Origin of the sequence: Bradyrhizobium sp. ORS 86 (assembly GCF_045571475.1) — a bacterium.
In the GTDB taxonomy this organism is placed as follows: domain Bacteria; phylum Pseudomonadota; class Alphaproteobacteria; order Rhizobiales; family Xanthobacteraceae; genus Bradyrhizobium.
Map to the genome: position 1 here is coordinate 2,919,077 of NZ_CP120699.1, position 14,889 is coordinate 2,933,965.

Sequence of the window (14,889 nt, forward strand, 5' to 3'; positions counted from 1 at the left end):
CCATAGTGTCACATCTCCGCGACTGAGGGCCGCAGCCGCGGGTCTCGTTTCCCGCTTCACTTTTACCCGGCCCTGCCCATGTTAAGGGCGCTTCCCCATGCTGGGGAATTCTCTGAGGAACCCAACATGAATTTCTCGCAACGCACGCGTGGAATTGTACGGGCGATCGCCGTCGCGATGGCGTTGGCGCTGCCCGTCGTAATGACCGTTTCGGCGGCCGACGCCCGCGTCGGCGGCGGGGGCTCGCGCGGTTCGCGCACCTTCTCGGCACCGCCGAGCACCAACACCGCGCCGGGCTCGGTCGCACCGATGAACCGCACCTTCAGCCAGCCTGGCAGCCCCAACGTCGGCGCGCCGGCGGCCAATTCGGGTGGCCTGTTCGGCCGTCCCGGCATGGGCCGCGGCCTGCTCGGCGGATTGGCCGCAGGCTTCCTCGGCGCCGGCCTGTTCGGCATGCTGTTCGGCGGCGGCCTGTTCTCCGGTCTCGGCGGCCTGTCCTCGATCCTCGGCCTGTTGCTGCAGATCGGTCTGATCGTGCTCGTAGCGCGGCTGGTGATGTCGTGGTGGCAGCGCCGCAATGCTCCTGCCTATGCCAGCGGTCCTGCCTCAGGCGTTGGCCCGCAGCCGAGTTCCCGCTCCGGTTTTGGCTTCGGCCTCGGCGGCGCCTCGAGCGCACCGGTCGAGATCGCGCCGGCCGACTACGAGACGTTCGAGCGGCTGCTCGGCGAGATCCAGACCGCGTGGTCGAACGAGGACATCGCGAAGCTGCACACGCTCGCGACGCCGGAGATGGTGTCGTACTTCTCGAAGGATCTCGAGGAGAACAAGGCCCGCAACGTCACCAACAAGGTGACCAATGTGAAGCTGCTGCAGGGTGACCTTGCGGAAGCCTGGCGCGAAGGCGACAGCGAATATGCGACGGTCGCGATGCGCTACTCGCTGGTCGACACCATGCGCGATCGCGGCACCGGGCGCCTCGTCGACGGCAGCGAGCAGCCGGAGGAGGTGACGGAGGTCTGGACCTTCGTGCGCCAGCGCGGTGGCCTTTGGGAGCTCTCGGCGATCCAGCAGACCAACTGATCGATTGCCTGGCAATGACGACGCAAGCGCCGCGGCTCGCCCCGCGGCGCTTTTGCTTTGCGCATTTCACGAGCTCATCGCTCAATTGGAATATCCCGCGCCGGTGCGGGTTGATGTCAGCGAACCACGATAACCATTGGAGGATGACATGAACGTCGTTGCCCGGATCGCCGTTCCCGCCTGTCTTGCGCTTGCCGTGGTCGCGCCGCCGGGGCTGGCGCAGACCGCCGACACGAGCTTCTTTGTGACCAGCCAGGGCATCGGCAATGGCGGCAATCTCGGTGGACTGGCCGGCGCCGACAATCACTGCCAGACGCTGGCGCAGGCCGCGGGATTCGGAGTGCCGAAAACCTGGCGCGCTTATCTCTCGACGCAGGCGGCCGATGGGCAGCCCGCGGTGAATGCGCGCGACCGCATCGGCAAGGGGCCGTGGAAGAACGTCAAGGGCATCGTGATTGCGAAAGATGTCGCCGAGCTGCACAGCGCCAACAACAATCTCACCAAGCAGACCGCCCTGTCCGAGAAGGGCGAGGTCCTCAATGGTGCCGGCGATACGCCGAACCGCCATGACGTGCTGACGGGATCGCAGGCGGACGGCACTGCGTTTCCTGCCGGTGAGGACCGCACCTGCAAGAACTGGACAAGCAGCACGCAGGGCGCCGCCATGGTCGGGCATTTCGACCGCAAGGGCCTGCGTGACGACGAGCCGTCAAAATCTTGGAACACATCGCATCCTTCGCGCGGTCCCGACGGCGGCTGCTCGCAGGCCGATCTGAAGAGCACCGGCGGCGACGGCCTGTTGTACTGCTTTGCGGCGAACTGATCCCGGATTGGCGCGTTGACGCCCGCGATAGCGCGCCGCAGATTGCGGGGCGCTATCGCAATTCGAGGCTTCTATTCACGCGCTCAGGGATCCTCCCCAAGGATCCTTCCAAGGATCACTCCCAAGGATCGTCCATGCATTATCAACTCTACTACTGGCCCTTCATCCAGGGCCGCGGCGAATATGTCAGGCTCGCGCTGGAAGATGTTGGCGCTGGTTATACCGACGTTGCGCGCGGCAGGGGCGGCACGGGCGCGATGATGAAGATGATGGAGGGGCAGAAGGGCACGCCGCCCTTTGCGCCGCCGTTCCTCAAGGCCGGCCGTCTCGTGATCGGGCAGACCGCCAACATCCTGCTCTATCTCGGCGTGCGCCATGGCCTGGCGCCGAAGGCCGAGGCCGGAAAGCTGTGGGTGCACCAGCTCCAGCTCACCATTGCCGACTTCGTGGTCGAGATTCACGACACGCATCATCCGCTCGGGCCGTCGCTCTACTACGAGGACCAGAAGGCGCCGGCGAGGAAGCGTACCGATGAGTTCTGGAAATCGCGCGTGCCGAAATATCTCGGCTACTTCGAGGATCTGGTGCACGCCAATGGCGGTGCCTTCGTTACCGGCCGTCGCGCGACCTACGCCGACCTGTCGCTGTTCCAGATCGTGGCAGGGCTACGCTACGCGTTCCCAAAGCGCATGGCGGGATTCGAGAAGAGGGTTCCGCGCCTCATCGCGCTGCACGACCGTGTTGCCGAGCGGCCGAATATCAAGGCGTACCTTGCGAGCAAGCGCCGGATTCCGTTCAACGAGGACGGCATCTTCCGCCGCTACAGGCCGCTAGATCTGTGAGCGGCAGCGCGCGGTCTCTTTTTCATCGTCATGCCCGGCTTGACCCGGCCATCCACGTCTTTGTCGCCGCGAAGATAGATGCCTCGAGTCAAGCCCCAGGGATATCGCATATGCCGCCTTGGGGGCGCTGCGCGCGTCCTCGGCCTCGTGGTTCGAGACGCGCCGCAAGCGGCGCTCCTCACCATGAGGGTCTACTATTGTGCCGCAAAACAAGACCTCATCCTGAGGAGCCCGCCGAAGGCGGGCGTCTCGAAGGATGGCCACAGGGCCTTTTCTCCCAGATGCAATTCCCCTAGGTCAAGCCCGGACATGACGGAGTGAGAAAGCCCGCTATTTGCTCCGCCCGTCCACCGGCGTCATCTCTATCTTCGCAAGGTCGATGCCGTCGATGCAGCTCACATTCACCGCCACCATGTCCGACCCGTCGGGTTTCTTGCCGCGGGCAAAAACCTCGACGCCGCAATCGATGCAGAACTGGTGACGGATCGCGTGGCGGTTGAAGAGATATTCCTTCAGGTTCTCCTCGCCGGCGCGAAGCTGGAAGCTTGGCGGCGGCAGGAAGGCAAAGTGTAGTCCCTTCTTGGTGCAGATCGAGCAGTTGCACGCGGTGACAAAAGCCATGTCGGTGGTGCATTCGAAGCGGACCTGGCCGCAATGGCAACCGCCGGTATAGGTCTTGCTGTCAGGCATGACGTGTCCTCACCAGAGCCCGGGGATCAGACGATAGCGCACCCGCATCGTGTAGTCGGCGTAGCCGGGCAGTCCCGCTGCCAGCGTGCGCTCCTCGATCCGGGTGCGCACCGCGAACATCAGGAAGAACACCGGCACGAAGGCAAGGCCCCACCATGAGCCGAGCATCAGCGGCACGCCGATGAGGAACAGCATGGCACTCGCATACATGGGATGCCGCACCACGGCATAGGGACCGGTCGAGATCACACGATGATCGCGCTCGGCCTGCACCTTCACCACCGGCGCGGCAAAGGAATTGGTCCGGAACACCCAGAGGATCAGGATCATCGAGACGAAGTACAGCACGACGCCAAGCAGCATCAGCGTAACGCCGGCATTGGCGCCATCGAACCGTCGATCGAGCCCCATCGCGACCAGCCAGATCACGACAAGGGCCATCAGCACCAGCATGAAGTACTTGTCCGCGGCGGGCTGCTCCTCGCGCGCCGTCAAGCGCATGCGTTCGGCAAGCAGCCCGGGATCGACTTTGGCAAGCCACAGGCCGCAGGCCGGGCCGAGCACGGCCGAGGCGATGAGATAGGTCCACGCGCCGGGCCAACGCAGCGTGCCGGCGGAGGCGAACAGCAGCGCGCCCATGCCGACGACGAAAAAGGTGTTTTGCAGGAGGACCTTGGTGATCATGGACGGCTCCGAGCGACTCTCGGGGACCTGATCATCGCATGCTTTCCCGTGAACCATACGTCCGCTGCCATCAACTTTCCGATCATCGGGGCTGTTCCCGCTTTGACAAATATATAAGCATATGCTTATATATTGTCATGACCAGTGCGATGCAGCTCACCAATGTTCTCAAAACCCTCGCGGACCCAACGCGGCGCGCGGTGTTCGAGCGGATCGCGCAGGAAGGAGAGGTGGCCGCGACCGGGCTGGTGCGCGGCTCTAAGGTGTCGCAACCGGCGGTGTCGCAGCATCTGCGCGCGCTGCGCGATGCCGGCCTCGTCGCTGAACGGCGCGACGGCAGGCACATCCACTATCGCGTGGCGCCGAAGGGGCTCGGCCCGCTGATCGACTGGCTCGGCCACTACCAGACGTTCTGGGCCGAGCGGTTCGAGAACCTCGAGAAACTTTTGAAGGAGACCGAGTGATGAGTGCGAAACATGCGATCACGGTCGAGAAGGTGCTGCCCCATGCACCCGAGACAATCTGGCGGACGCTGACGACCAGCGAACGGATCGCGAAGTGGCTGATGCCGAATGATTTCGCTGCCGCCGTCGGCCACAAGTTCAATTTCCGTACCGCGCCGATGGGTGACTGGGACGGCGTCGTGCATTGCGAGGTGCTCGACTGCGATCCGCCGCGCCTGTTGCGCTATTCCTGGAAGGGTGGCGCCGACAGCAATCCCGCCTACGGCTCGAAGCTCGACTCGGTCGTGACCTGGACGCTGACGCCGGTCGAGGGCGGCACCCATCTGCGCATGGTGCATGACGGCTTCGTGTTCCCAGGCAACCAGATCGCCTTCGACATGATGAGCCCAGGTTGGGGCAGGGTGCTCGATGGCATCGCGCGCGTCACTGCCGAAGCAGGAAGCTAGCGCAGCTCGATTCTAGTGAATCGGTGCTCACTCGCCCTTGCTGCGCCGGACCGTGATCGAGGCTTCGGTCTTGGTGCGCGTGCATTCCAGGTTGAGGCGGCGATAGCGCATCGTGATGGTGTTGCCGCGCAGGATGCCCATGCGCTTCAGGCAGCGGGAGGTGCCGGTCATGGTGTCGTCCTTCGGCACGGTGAACACCAGTGCCGTGGCGGAGCCGACCAAGTTGAAGAATTCCGGCTTCATCTTGCGGTCGGTCTTGGCGTAGAGCTCGATCGAGTAGTCCTTGCCGCGGCAGCCGAGCGACAATTCCTTCGCCGCCGGATGCGTCAGGTACGTGATGTTGCCGGCGGAGAAATTGATCTTCAGCCCTTCGATCTGGCCGGCGAGCTGCTTTGCGATATCCGCGCAGGGGTCGGCATGCGCCGGCGCGGCAGCAAAGGCTGCGGCTAGCGCCAGCAGCGCACCTGACACGGTGGAGCGAATATTGAACGGTGATCGTCCGGTCATGAATACCCCCGCGGCATGAAATGCGCGAAGGTTCATGCAGGCTCGCGCGCGGCGCGTCAATACGCCGTCAACCTCAGGTAATGTGGCGGACCAGCACTTTACGAGGTGCACTTGCCCTCGTGCGCCTTGGAGGTCCCGGCCGTCATGCGCTCGCAATCATTGCCATAGGTTTTGCCGTCGCAGCCGCACACAGGCTTGAAGATCTTGTTGCAGAACCTCGGCTTGCGCGTGCAGATGCCGGTCTGGTCGACGCGACCGCATGTCCCGGACCTGAACTGGCAGAACTGATCGGAGCGGCATTGGAGGCCCGCGATGCCGCCGCAGCGTTGGCCGAGGATGGCGGCGCTGGAGCCCGTCGACACCGCGATTAGCAATGCCAGCGCTGCGAATGAGGCGAAAAGCCCTGCCTTCATGATGGCCTCCTTCCGAATTCTGGCGTGCTCGCGGCCGGCAACCAGAGATTACATGGCCGCGAAGGATAGCACAGCGATTGCCGTTCCCTGCGCATGGCTGGGGGCAGCCGGCTTCCCTTTCCTTTGTCCGAAAAATGCTTAGAACGGCTCTATGTCGCCGGCGGCCGCCCTGGCCGATGCGGACTTTCGAGCAGACTTGCAGCCCAAAGAGCAGCCCATGAACGCCCCCACCGCCTTTCCCGACCAGCAGAAGCCCGTTCCGTCCTACAAGCACACGCCGCTGTTCCCGCTCGGCGCGGATACCACGCCCTACAAGAAAGTCACGAGCGATGGCGTGCGGGTCGAGAAGGTGCTCGGCAAGGACATGCTGGTGGTGTCGCGCGAGGCGCTGCGAGCGCTCTCGGAGGCCGCGTTCGGCGAGATCAACCATTATCTGCGCCCGGGCCATCTGAAGCAGCTCCGCTCGATCCTCGAGGACAAGGAAGCCAGCGACAACGACAAGTTCGTCGCCTTCGACTTCCTCAAGAATGCGAATATTGCGGCCGGCGGCGTGCTGCCGATGTGCCAGGACACTGGCACTGCGATCATCATGGGCAAGAAGGGCTGCAACGTCATTACCGACGGCGACGACGAGGCCGCGCTCTCTGAAGGCGCGCGCGACGCGTACTTGCGCCGCAATCTGCGCTATTCGCAGGTCGCTCCGCTGTCGATGTACGAGGAGAAGAACACCGCCAACAACATGCCGGCGCAGTGCGAGATCTATGCCGAGGGTGACGACGCCTACAAGTTCATGTTCATGGCCAAGGGCGGCGGAAGCGCCAACAAGAGCTTCCTGTTCCAGGCAACGCCTTCGGTGCTGACCAAGGACCGTCTGCTCGCCTTCCTGAAGGAGAAGGTGCTGACGCTCGGCACCGCGGCATGCCCGCCCTATCACCTTGCGATCGTGATCGGCGGCACCTCGGCCGAGCTCTGCATGAAGACGGTGAAGCTCGCCTCTGCGCGCTATCTCGATGCGCTGCCGACCCACGGCTCGGCCGACGGCAACGCGTTCCGCGATCTCGAGATGGAGCAGGAAATCCTCAAGATGACGCAGAGCCTGGGTGTCGGCGCGCAGTTCGGTGGCAAGTATTTCTGCCACGACGTGCGCGTGATCCGGATGCCGCGTCACGGCGCCTCGCTGCCGATCGGGCTTGGCGTCTCCTGCTCGGCCGATCGCCAGGTGCTCGGCAAGATCACCAAGGACGGCGTCTATCTCGAGGAGCTCGAGCACAACCCGGCGCAGTATCTGCCTGTTGTCGAGCAGTCGCTCGGCGGCGAAGTCGTGAAGATCGATCTCAACAAGCCGATGAAGGAAATCTTGGCGACGCTGTCCCAATACCCGATCAAGACCCGGGTCTCGATGACCGGCACCATGATCGTGGCGCGCGACTCCGCGCATGCCAAGCTGCGCGAGCGGCTGGAGAGAGGCGAGCCGCTGCCGGATTATTTCAAGAACCATCCGGTGTACTACGCCGGCCCGGCCAAGACGCCCGACGGCTACGCCTCCGGCGCGTTCGGCCCGACCACGGCAGGACGCATGGATTCCTTCGTCGACCAGTTCCAGGCCGCGGGCGGATCGATGGTGATGGTCGCCAAGGGCAACCGCGCGGTCGCGGTGCGCGAGGCCTGCAAAAAGCACGGCGGCTTCTATCTCGGCTCGATCGGCGGCGCCGCGGCGAACCTCGCCGAGCACTGCATCAAGAAAGTCGAGGTGGTCGAATATCCCGAGCTCGGCATGGAGGCGATCTGGCGCATCGAGGTGGTCGACTTCCCGGCCTTCATCATCATTGATGACAAAGGCAACGACTTCTTCAAGGAATTGAACCTGGGTTGAGGGTCACAGGCCTCGACGGGTTCTCCAGAGGTTGGGTCGCCGTCACGATCGACGGCGACCGGCGGAGTATTTCATTCCACGCTGATGTCGCGGACGCGCTGGCGGCTCCGTTCGATCGTGCCGGCATCGATATTCCGATCGGCATGACCGACGACGGCGCGCGCGCTTGCGATCGGCTGGCGCGCGAGAGGCTGCGGCCGCACGGCTCGCGCGTCTTCACCGGAGCGCGGCGCTGGCTCTGGCAGGAGTTTCGCGATCCCGACAAGGCGAACGAGGACGCGCTGCGCCGTGGCGAGACGCGCATCTCGCGTCAGCTTTGGCACATCGGGATCAAGATCATGGAGGTCGACGCGTTTATGCGCGCAAATCGCACGCGCGACATCCGCGAGGTTCATCCCGAGCTGGTGTTCCTGCGCTTGAATGGCGGCAAGCCGCTGCCGCGCAAGAAGTCGGAAGAGGGCGATGCCCTTCGCCGCAAGCTGCTCAAGCAGGAGGGCTTTCGCGAGATCGATCATTGGCTCGGCGATGGGCGGATCGGCACCGGCGCAAAGCGCGATGACGTGCTGGATGCGTGTGCCGTTGCGCTCGCCGCACATGAGCCTCACGGCTGCATTCCCGAAGGAGCGCCGCTAAACGACGCGTGCGGTTTGCCGATGCAGATTTGGTTCTAGCGCCGGCGTCGTTCGCAACGATCCGGCCGTGCATGCGCCGGATACTAATGAGGGCCGCGCCGGTGATCGGCGCGGCCCTCGCGCGTGACGGAATGTCCGATGACTCAGGCGCGGGTGCCGGTGAACGGGAAGTTGCCCATCGGGCCGATGCCCATCTCGCCGGAGATGCTGTCGCCGGTGATCTTGCCGCTGAAGTCAAGCGTCAGCGGCATCGGGTTGGTGATCGAAACCTTCCAGGCGACGTCGTCACCGTTCACGGTGCCATCGAAGATGTCGGTGGAATTGCCTTCGGCGCCCTGCGTGCCCGTGAGCGTGCCGCCGGCGGCCTTCAGCGACAGCGTCGCCTTGCGCTCGCCCATCGGCGTCGTCATGGTGAGATTCCAGTTTCCGTCCACCGCCATTGATGTCTCCCCTCGAGATGAAAAAGCGTGCGGGGCGGTATAACTCATATCGCCGCGCAAGCCTAACCCTTTGCGCCTGCGGTGATCAGGCGCGGGCGGCGGCGCGCAGCCGGTTCGTGATCAGGACGCGGAAGGCGAGATACTGGATCGCGAAGGCTGCGACCTTGGCGCCGGCTGCAACCACGGTCACATAAGTCGCCCATAGCTTCATGTCGCCGGTCGCCGCGACGGCGATGGTGCCAGCGCCGAGGGCGAACATCAGCACGGCCCAGGCGAAGCCTGCGGCGGTGACATATTCCGGGATTACCTCGACGACCCGCGGCGGCATGTAGCGCAGCATCCAGCCGCGCTTGAGCATGATGGCCCCGATCGCGACATGCGCGATCGCGGGCTTGGCGAGCACGAAGCGGGGATCGCTGGTCAGCAGCGTCGCCGTGCCGAGCACGATGACGAGCGCGAGGCTCGCCCAGGTCATGAAGCCCAGCGGCTCACCCCTGATCCGCGAATAGACCGCCTGTGCGATTGCGCCTGCGATCGCAACGCCGGTGGCGAGCAGCACATTGTCGGTGGCGAGATAGACCGCCAGGAACACGATGGTGGAGAGGAAGTCGCTCGCGAGCTTGGCCAATACGCTCTTCATCGTCGTGCCTTCCGTTTCCCCTGGCGCTCGATCGTTGTGGTGGTGCGCTCGTCGCGTCGTGCGGCGTGAGTTCTGATGCACTCAGAACCGAAATGTTATGGTGAGGGCAGGGCGTTGGCCGGGGGGCGCGCGGTCCCTGGCCTTGCGATATTCCGGATACCATTTGGTGAAGTAGATTGCGCTGTTGCGCACGGCGAAGGCGATCAGCAGGCCCGACCACAGCGGCAAACCGGGCACATAGAGCACGGCCATGTTGCCGACCGCCATCAGCAGGAATGCGCCGGTCCAGGTCCAGGTGAGCAGGTAGTTGGTGGGCACGAAGCCGGGATGCTGCATGGTCTCTGCGTCGACCATTTCCCGCGCATATTGCAGCGTGAAGGGGTGGCGGAATGCGATCGACAGCAACGCCACCGAGAGCAGGCCAGCGTTCACGGCGAAGCTCACCGCGTTGATGCTGAGTGTCGCATCGATGAAGGTGAGATAGCAGCCGATCGCGGTGAACACGGTCACCGAGCCGACGGTGAGGATCTTGATGGTGCGGCCGCGCGCGATGTCGAGCGCGATCACGGCAAGGCAGATCAGGGCGGCGCAGAACAGGCTCACGGTGGCCGACGTCAGTAGCGACAGCAGGGCGAGGACACCGTAGGGAGCGAGGATCAGGAAGATCGTCATGAGAGCCTCAAAGGCCAATCTTTACACCGTAAAGATAGCCTATGGGTGGATCGCGAGGTCGTCAAGCGAAATCTTTACAGTGTCAAAATCGTGAAAGGGGCCGCGAATGGACGAGGAGGTCAGCGGCCTAGCGGCAATAATCCTGACGGCGCGTCTCGCGCCGCCCGGAATGTCTGATGGCGCGACGGTCCAAAAGCGACGAACGACGAGGCTATTCCGCCGCGACCCAGTTGCCGTGGAATCCATCCGGCACGCGATGGCCGAGATGCACCAGCGCCGCCGGACCGGCTTCGACATCGGTCGCGTTGAACACGGCGAGGTCGCTGCGGTTCTCGCGCGCGCGCCAGACCACGGCGAGCAGCCAGCCATCGCCCTCGGCGGCATCAGGACCGCGCTCGACGAACACCGGCTCGGAGATCGTGTCGCCGGCCGGCAGCAGATAGTGGCCGCGCCGCTTGCCCTGGCCGTCAACGTGGACGATGCCCGACAGTGCGCCGAACATCGGCAGATCGGGATTGGCGCAGGCGTACCAGCCGTGATGGCTCGTCATACCGGCACGGCGGTCGTCGACGCGGGGGAATTCGCCGGTGAGGTCGTCGAGATAGGTCTGCGTGAAGCGGTCGGTGTTGCCGTCGAGATCGAAAGTCCAGCGGCAATAGCGCGCGCGATTCTTCTTCGGATCGGTCGGCGAGCCGTCGGGATGGTTGAACAGCGGCGCCTCCTCGAACTGCATCACGTCGGCGATGATGCGATTTCCCTCTTCCCACGCATGCATGACGTGAAAGACGTAGCAGGTCTCGGCACGGAACCAGACGATGTCCTTCGACGCGCCGCTGCGCTTCATTACGCCGACATAGGCGCCTTTCTCCGGCTCCCAGGCGTAGGGCGCCTGTCCACGCATCGCGCGTTGCATGCTGCCGGTGATCGGCAGGATCGGAAACAGCACGTGGTTCTCGGTAACGATGAAGTCGTGCACCATGCTGGCATAGGGCGCCTCGAAGCGCTCGAACCGCGTCACCATGCCGGACGAATTGACCGCGCCGTACGACAGCGCCGGCGTCAGCGGGCCTGCGGCGTTGTAGCCGAAGAACACCAGTTCGCCGGTTGCGGGATCGATCTTCGGATGCGCGGTGAAGGGACCCGAGATCGCGCCCTTGTAATCGCAATAGCCAAGACGATTAAGCGTACCCGGCTCGATCTCGGTCGGCAGATGGCCTTCCTCGAGCGCAAGCAGGCGGCCTGCGTGGAAGATGATGTTGGTGTTGGCGACGCCGCCGTCGGTCGTGGTGGTGGCGGGCGCGTCGGCGAGCTTGCGGCCAAAGCCGCCGAACAGCGCGCGGCCGGCGTCGTGCTCGGCCTGCCATTTTGGCGTGCGAACCCAGCGGTTGCGGTAGCTGGCGCGGCCGTTCTCGAGATGGAAGGCGTGCAGCATGCCGTCGCCGACGAACCAGTGTGCACCCGGCGCATCGAACTGCGGGTTGGGGCCGTTGCGATAGAGCGTGCCGTTCAGCTCGCGCGGCAGGTCGCCCGTGATCTTCAGGAATGGTGCGTCAGCTTCAAAGGGGATCGGCGCCAGATTGGTTCGCGCCGCATTTGACGTCACCTGGTCAAGCATCTCACGCCTCCTCCATTTTATCTTTACATCGTAAAGATATTGATAGGAGCGAGCATCGTGAGCGTCAAGCAAAATCTTTACACTGTCAAAATCGCGTCATATAAGAGGGCCATGGCTAGATTCTCCAAGGAAAACAAGGCGAGCCGACCGGCGCCGAGGCGTGCGCGGCGGGCCGCCCGCGTTGCGGCCGATCGTCCCGCCCCGCGGCGGCGTGCGGGCGACGCGCCCTACCATCACGGCGATCTGCATGAGGCGCTGTTGAAGGCCGCCGAGCTGGTGCTCGAGCGCGACGGGCTGGCAGGCCTGACGCTGCGCGCGGTGGCGCGCGAGGCCGGCGTATCTCACGCCGCGCCGACGCATCATTTCGGCGATCTCACCGGGCTCGTCAGCGAGCTTGCCGCGATCGGCTTCCGCCAGTTCAACGAGGCGATGATCGCCGCCGGCGCGACCGGCTCAACGCCGAGCGAGAAAGGGCTGGCGCGCGCCAAGGCTTACATCGCCTATGCGCAGACGCATCCCGGCATGTACGGGCTGATGTTCCGCACCGAGCGGCTCGACATGAAGCGGCCGTCGCTACATGAGGCGGCCAATGCCTCGTTCGCCGGGCTCGCCGGCTCGATCGGCGAGAGCCGCCAGGAGCAGATCCGGGAAACGGCGCTCTCGCTCGATCAGGCCGCGGCGATCGTCCGCGCCTGGTCGCTGGTCCATGGCTTCACGATGCTGCTGCTCGACGGGCGGCTGACCGACGTGCTCAGCCGGATGCCGCCGGGCAGCTCGCTCGACATGTTGTTCGAGGCGATGCTGAAGGGATCTGTCAGCAAGGCGCCTGGCTGTTAGCAAAGCGCTTCTAGCGCCTGGTCAGCGCGGTACTCCGGCCGCTCTGGCCGATGGTCTTCACCGCGTCTTTGTCGCACTGGAAACCCCGGGCGAAATCGTCTGCGGCTTGCCGCGCCAGCTCGTTGGCGTTGGGATTGGCCGCGACATCGATGTAGGCGACGTGACAGACCGCGCCGGGCGGCAGCCGCGTCACGGCGAGCATCGCCCGGTTTCTGGGGCTACCGCTCTTGTCCTGTTCGCTGTTGTCGGCGATCAGCCAGCGCTGAATGATAGCGAACGGCTTGCCGTCGGCCGCGCGCCACTCGACGGTATCGCCGGTCGAGCTGAACGGGCCGAACCAGGCTTGTGCAGCCGGCTCCTTGGCCGCCGCCTCACGGTTCCGGCCGACAGAGACCACCTCGCGCAGATCGCCCTCGTTGATCAGCACCACAAAGCCGGACTTTCCTGGACAGACCCGGCTCGCACTGCCGTCCTCGTCGTTGGGCTTGCCGATCATGCGGCAGTCCTTCGGCGCGGTCGAGGTATAGAAGCTGCTGATCGTTTCGGCACCGGCCGGACCGGCATTTGCGCTGACGAGCGCCACAACGGCTGTTGCAAATGTGAGGTATTTCATCGGGAAAGCCTGCGATCCGGACCTACTTGTGTGTCTGACATGTACAATCTGGGGAAGGTTCAAGAGACACGCGGGAAAGGCCTGACAGGCGCGCGGAATCGTCCTAGAAGGGCGGCTTCGCCATTTCTGTCGCTTACGCCTTGCGTGCCGTAGCCTCGATCATCATGCCCACGATATCACCGAACAAGCCTTATCGCGTCGGCCGGTCCCGCACCGGACTTGGCCTCTTCGCCACCAAGCCGATCAAGAAAGGCACCAAGATCATCCGCTATTTCGGGCCGCTCTTGGACTCGAAAAAGAAGGATGAGGACGCGATCGAGAACAAATATCTGTTCGAGCTCACCAATCGCTGGACCATCGACGGCTCGATCCGCGAGAACATCGCTCGCTACATCAATCACGCCTGCAGGCCGAACGCGGAGTCCGACGTCAAGCCGCGCAAGCGCAAGGTATTCATCCGGGCCATCAAGAACATCGAGCCGGGTGAAGAGATCAACTACGACTACGGCACCGATTATTTCAAAGCCTATCTGAAGCCGATCGGCTGCAAGTGCGACGCCTGCGAGAAGAAGCGCAAGAAGAAGCGGGCCGAGGCGAGGGCGGAGCGGCTCCGTCTCAAGGAAAAGGCCGAGCGGAAAGCGAAGCGCAAGGCCGAGAAGGTCGCCCAGGAGAAAGCCAAGGCTCGGGCGAAGGCGAGCGGCGCCAAGGCCAACGGCAAAGCGCTGAACGGCAAGCAGTTGAATGGCCACAGCCTGACCAGGGCGGCGGGCAAGAAGGCAACGGCCTCGAAGCGTGGCGCCGCGCGGGCGCTGCAAGCCTGATGACCAGAACGGACCTCTAGCCGCCCGGCCGGCGCGCCGAGCGCGGCACCGGGGCATTGCCGAAGTCCACCGTCGAGCGCTGAATGATCGTGCCGTGCTCGTCGATGACGAGACGGAAACGCCGGGTGTCGGAGAAGAATGTCAGGCGATGCCGTCCCTGGTCGGCCTCTATCCCGCGCTCCGACAGCGTCGTGATCCTGCCCTCGCGCATCCCGGCCTGCAGCAGCGGAACCGCGATGCCGAGCCCCTCCGCGACAATAGCGGCGTCGACTTCGAACGCGCCGTCTGCGAATGCGATCGTCTTCATGACACTCTCACAGGATGGCGGGAGAGGACCGGCAGGTAAGCGCATTCCGCGAGCGTCGTTCCGTCGAGCTCGCGCAGAAAGGCCTCGCGCGCCGCGGCGAGCTTCGCCTTCAGCCGGCAGCGCGGCAGCAGCACGCAACCTCCACCATCGTCCCTGAAGCATTCGACCAGCGCGCCGTCGCCTTCGAGCGCGCGCACCACCTGGCCGAGCGTGATGGCCTGCGCCGGCCGCGCCAGCGAAAACCCGCCGCCCACGCCGCGCTGGGTGGTGACGAAACCGGCCTCGGCGAGGTCGCGCACCACCTTGGCAAGGTGATTGCGGGAGATGCCGAATTCGGCCGCGATCTCGCTGGTCGCAAATGACCGGTTGGGCTCGCCGGCCAGCCGCATCAGCGCGCGAAGCGCAAAATCCGTGAACGATGTCAGGCGCATGGAAGCCCTTCGAAATCAGCACTTGGCGGATCAGCTATAGCAGTCTAAATGGGCATTTG

Annotated in this window: 20 protein-coding genes; 9 read left to right on the forward strand and 11 right to left on the reverse strand. The window is 64.3% G+C overall.

The features are described 5' to 3' along the window. Nucleotides 1-126: 126 nt before the first annotated feature. The 3 genes from P6U25_RS13125 (at nt 127) to P6U25_RS13135 (ending at nt 2,745) form a co-directional block, all read left to right on the forward strand. Entirely contained in the window at nt 127-1,080 is a 954-nt protein-coding gene (locus P6U25_RS13125) for a Tim44 domain-containing protein (RefSeq protein WP_407151586.1), read from the forward strand. A gap of 148 nt (nt 1,081-1,228) precedes the next feature. After that, nucleotides 1,229-1,903 (forward strand): lectin, encoded by a 675-nt coding sequence (locus tag P6U25_RS13130; RefSeq protein ID WP_407151587.1) that lies wholly within the window; start codon nt 1,229-1,231, stop codon nt 1,901-1,903. Nucleotides 1,904-2,037: 134 nt separating this feature from the next. Further along, nucleotides 2,038-2,745: a glutathione S-transferase gene (locus tag P6U25_RS13135; RefSeq protein WP_407151588.1), complete on the forward strand. Its 708-nt coding sequence runs from the start codon at nt 2,038-2,040 to the stop codon at nt 2,743-2,745. Between the two features lie 330 nt (nt 2,746-3,075). Here the strand turns inward: P6U25_RS13135 and P6U25_RS13140 are convergent, their stop codons facing one another. Both P6U25_RS13140 and P6U25_RS13145 read right to left on the reverse strand, forming a co-directional pair. Continuing rightward, the gene (locus P6U25_RS13140) at nt 3,076-3,435 is read right to left on the reverse strand and encodes a GFA family protein (RefSeq protein ID WP_407151589.1); all 360 of its coding nucleotides are present in this window, start codon (nt 3,433-3,435) and stop codon (nt 3,076-3,078) included. 9 nt (nt 3,436-3,444) lie between these two features. Then, entirely contained in the window at nt 3,445-4,119 is a 675-nt protein-coding gene (locus tag P6U25_RS13145; RefSeq protein WP_407151590.1) for a methyltransferase family protein, read from the reverse strand. Nucleotides 4,120-4,256: 137 nt separating this feature from the next. On the opposite strand from P6U25_RS13145, the gene P6U25_RS13150 reads away from it, so the two are divergent. Together P6U25_RS13150 and P6U25_RS13155 are read left to right on the forward strand one after the other, a co-directional pair. Then, nucleotides 4,257-4,583, forward strand: coding sequence for an ArsR/SmtB family transcription factor (locus tag P6U25_RS13150; protein ID WP_407151591.1), 327 nt, complete (start codon nt 4,257-4,259; stop codon nt 4,581-4,583). Further along, nucleotides 4,583-5,029 (forward strand): SRPBCC family protein, encoded by a 447-nt coding sequence (locus P6U25_RS13155; protein ID WP_407151592.1) that lies wholly within the window; start codon nt 4,583-4,585, stop codon nt 5,027-5,029. The genes P6U25_RS13150 and P6U25_RS13155 overlap by 1 nt, the downstream gene beginning before the upstream one ends. 27 nt (nt 5,030-5,056) lie before the next feature. Here P6U25_RS13155 and P6U25_RS13160 read toward each other — a convergent pair whose 3' ends face one another. Further along, nucleotides 5,057-5,536 carry a hypothetical protein gene (locus P6U25_RS13160; RefSeq protein ID WP_407151593.1) on the reverse strand — a complete coding sequence of 160 codons (480 nt, stop codon included), beginning with the start codon at nt 5,534-5,536 and terminating at the stop codon, nt 5,057-5,059. 98 nt (nt 5,537-5,634) lie between these two features. After that, the gene (locus P6U25_RS13165; protein WP_407151594.1) at nt 5,635-5,949 is read right to left on the reverse strand and encodes a hypothetical protein; all 315 of its coding nucleotides are present in this window, start codon (nt 5,947-5,949) and stop codon (nt 5,635-5,637) included. Nucleotides 5,950-6,166: 217 nt separating this feature from the next. Here P6U25_RS13165 and P6U25_RS13170 point away from each other — a divergent pair, with 217 nt between their 5' ends. Together P6U25_RS13170 and P6U25_RS13175 are read left to right on the forward strand one after the other, a co-directional pair. Further along, entirely contained in the window at nt 6,167-7,822 is a 1,656-nt protein-coding gene (locus tag P6U25_RS13170; protein ID WP_407151595.1) for a fumarate hydratase, read from the forward strand. Beyond that, entirely contained in the window at nt 7,819-8,493 is a 675-nt protein-coding gene (locus P6U25_RS13175; RefSeq protein ID WP_407151596.1) for a DUF429 domain-containing protein, read from the forward strand. The genes P6U25_RS13170 and P6U25_RS13175 overlap by 4 nt, the downstream gene beginning before the upstream one ends. Before the next feature lie 104 nt (nt 8,494-8,597). On the opposite strand, the gene P6U25_RS13180 is transcribed toward P6U25_RS13175, so the two are convergent. From P6U25_RS13180 to P6U25_RS13195, 4 genes are all read right to left on the reverse strand, one after another. After that, nucleotides 8,598-8,894, reverse strand: coding sequence for a hypothetical protein (locus P6U25_RS13180; RefSeq protein WP_407151597.1), 297 nt, complete (start codon nt 8,892-8,894; stop codon nt 8,598-8,600). 85 nt (nt 8,895-8,979) lie between these two features. Beyond that, complete coding sequence (locus P6U25_RS13185; RefSeq protein WP_407151598.1) at nt 8,980-9,534, reverse strand: inner membrane-spanning protein YciB; 555 nt, start codon at nt 9,532-9,534, stop codon at nt 8,980-8,982. An 81-nt stretch (nt 9,535-9,615) separates the two neighbouring features. After that, entirely contained in the window at nt 9,616-10,206 is a 591-nt protein-coding gene (locus P6U25_RS13190) for a hypothetical protein (RefSeq protein WP_407151599.1), read from the reverse strand. Nucleotides 10,207-10,417: 211 nt separating this feature from the next. After that, complete coding sequence (locus P6U25_RS13195) at nt 10,418-11,821, reverse strand: carotenoid oxygenase family protein (RefSeq protein WP_407151600.1); 1,404 nt, start codon at nt 11,819-11,821, stop codon at nt 10,418-10,420. A gap of 111 nt (nt 11,822-11,932) precedes the next feature. On the opposite strand from P6U25_RS13195, the gene P6U25_RS13200 reads away from it, so the two are divergent. Then, nucleotides 11,933-12,658, forward strand: a complete 726-nt coding sequence (locus P6U25_RS13200; RefSeq protein WP_407151601.1) for a TetR/AcrR family transcriptional regulator — start codon at nt 11,933-11,935, stop codon at nt 12,656-12,658. A gap of 10 nt (nt 12,659-12,668) precedes the next feature. On the opposite strand, the gene P6U25_RS13205 is transcribed toward P6U25_RS13200, so the two are convergent. Beyond that, nucleotides 12,669-13,271, reverse strand: a complete 603-nt coding sequence (locus tag P6U25_RS13205) for a hypothetical protein (protein ID WP_407151602.1) — start codon at nt 13,269-13,271, stop codon at nt 12,669-12,671. Between the two features lie 164 nt (nt 13,272-13,435). Here P6U25_RS13205 and P6U25_RS13210 point away from each other — a divergent pair, with 164 nt between their 5' ends. After that, nucleotides 13,436-14,092: an SET domain-containing protein-lysine N-methyltransferase gene (locus P6U25_RS13210; protein ID WP_407151603.1), complete on the forward strand. Its 657-nt coding sequence runs from the start codon at nt 13,436-13,438 to the stop codon at nt 14,090-14,092. A gap of 16 nt (nt 14,093-14,108) precedes the next feature. On the opposite strand, the gene P6U25_RS13215 is transcribed toward P6U25_RS13210, so the two are convergent. Both P6U25_RS13215 and P6U25_RS13220 read right to left on the reverse strand, forming a co-directional pair. Then, nucleotides 14,109-14,399, reverse strand: a complete 291-nt coding sequence (locus tag P6U25_RS13215) for a DUF6522 family protein (RefSeq protein ID WP_407151604.1) — start codon at nt 14,397-14,399, stop codon at nt 14,109-14,111. Then, the gene (locus P6U25_RS13220; protein ID WP_407151605.1) at nt 14,396-14,830 is read right to left on the reverse strand and encodes an RrF2 family transcriptional regulator; all 435 of its coding nucleotides are present in this window, start codon (nt 14,828-14,830) and stop codon (nt 14,396-14,398) included. Before P6U25_RS13220 ends, P6U25_RS13215 begins: the two co-directional genes overlap by 4 nt. Between the last annotated feature and the right edge of the window lie 59 nt (nt 14,831-14,889).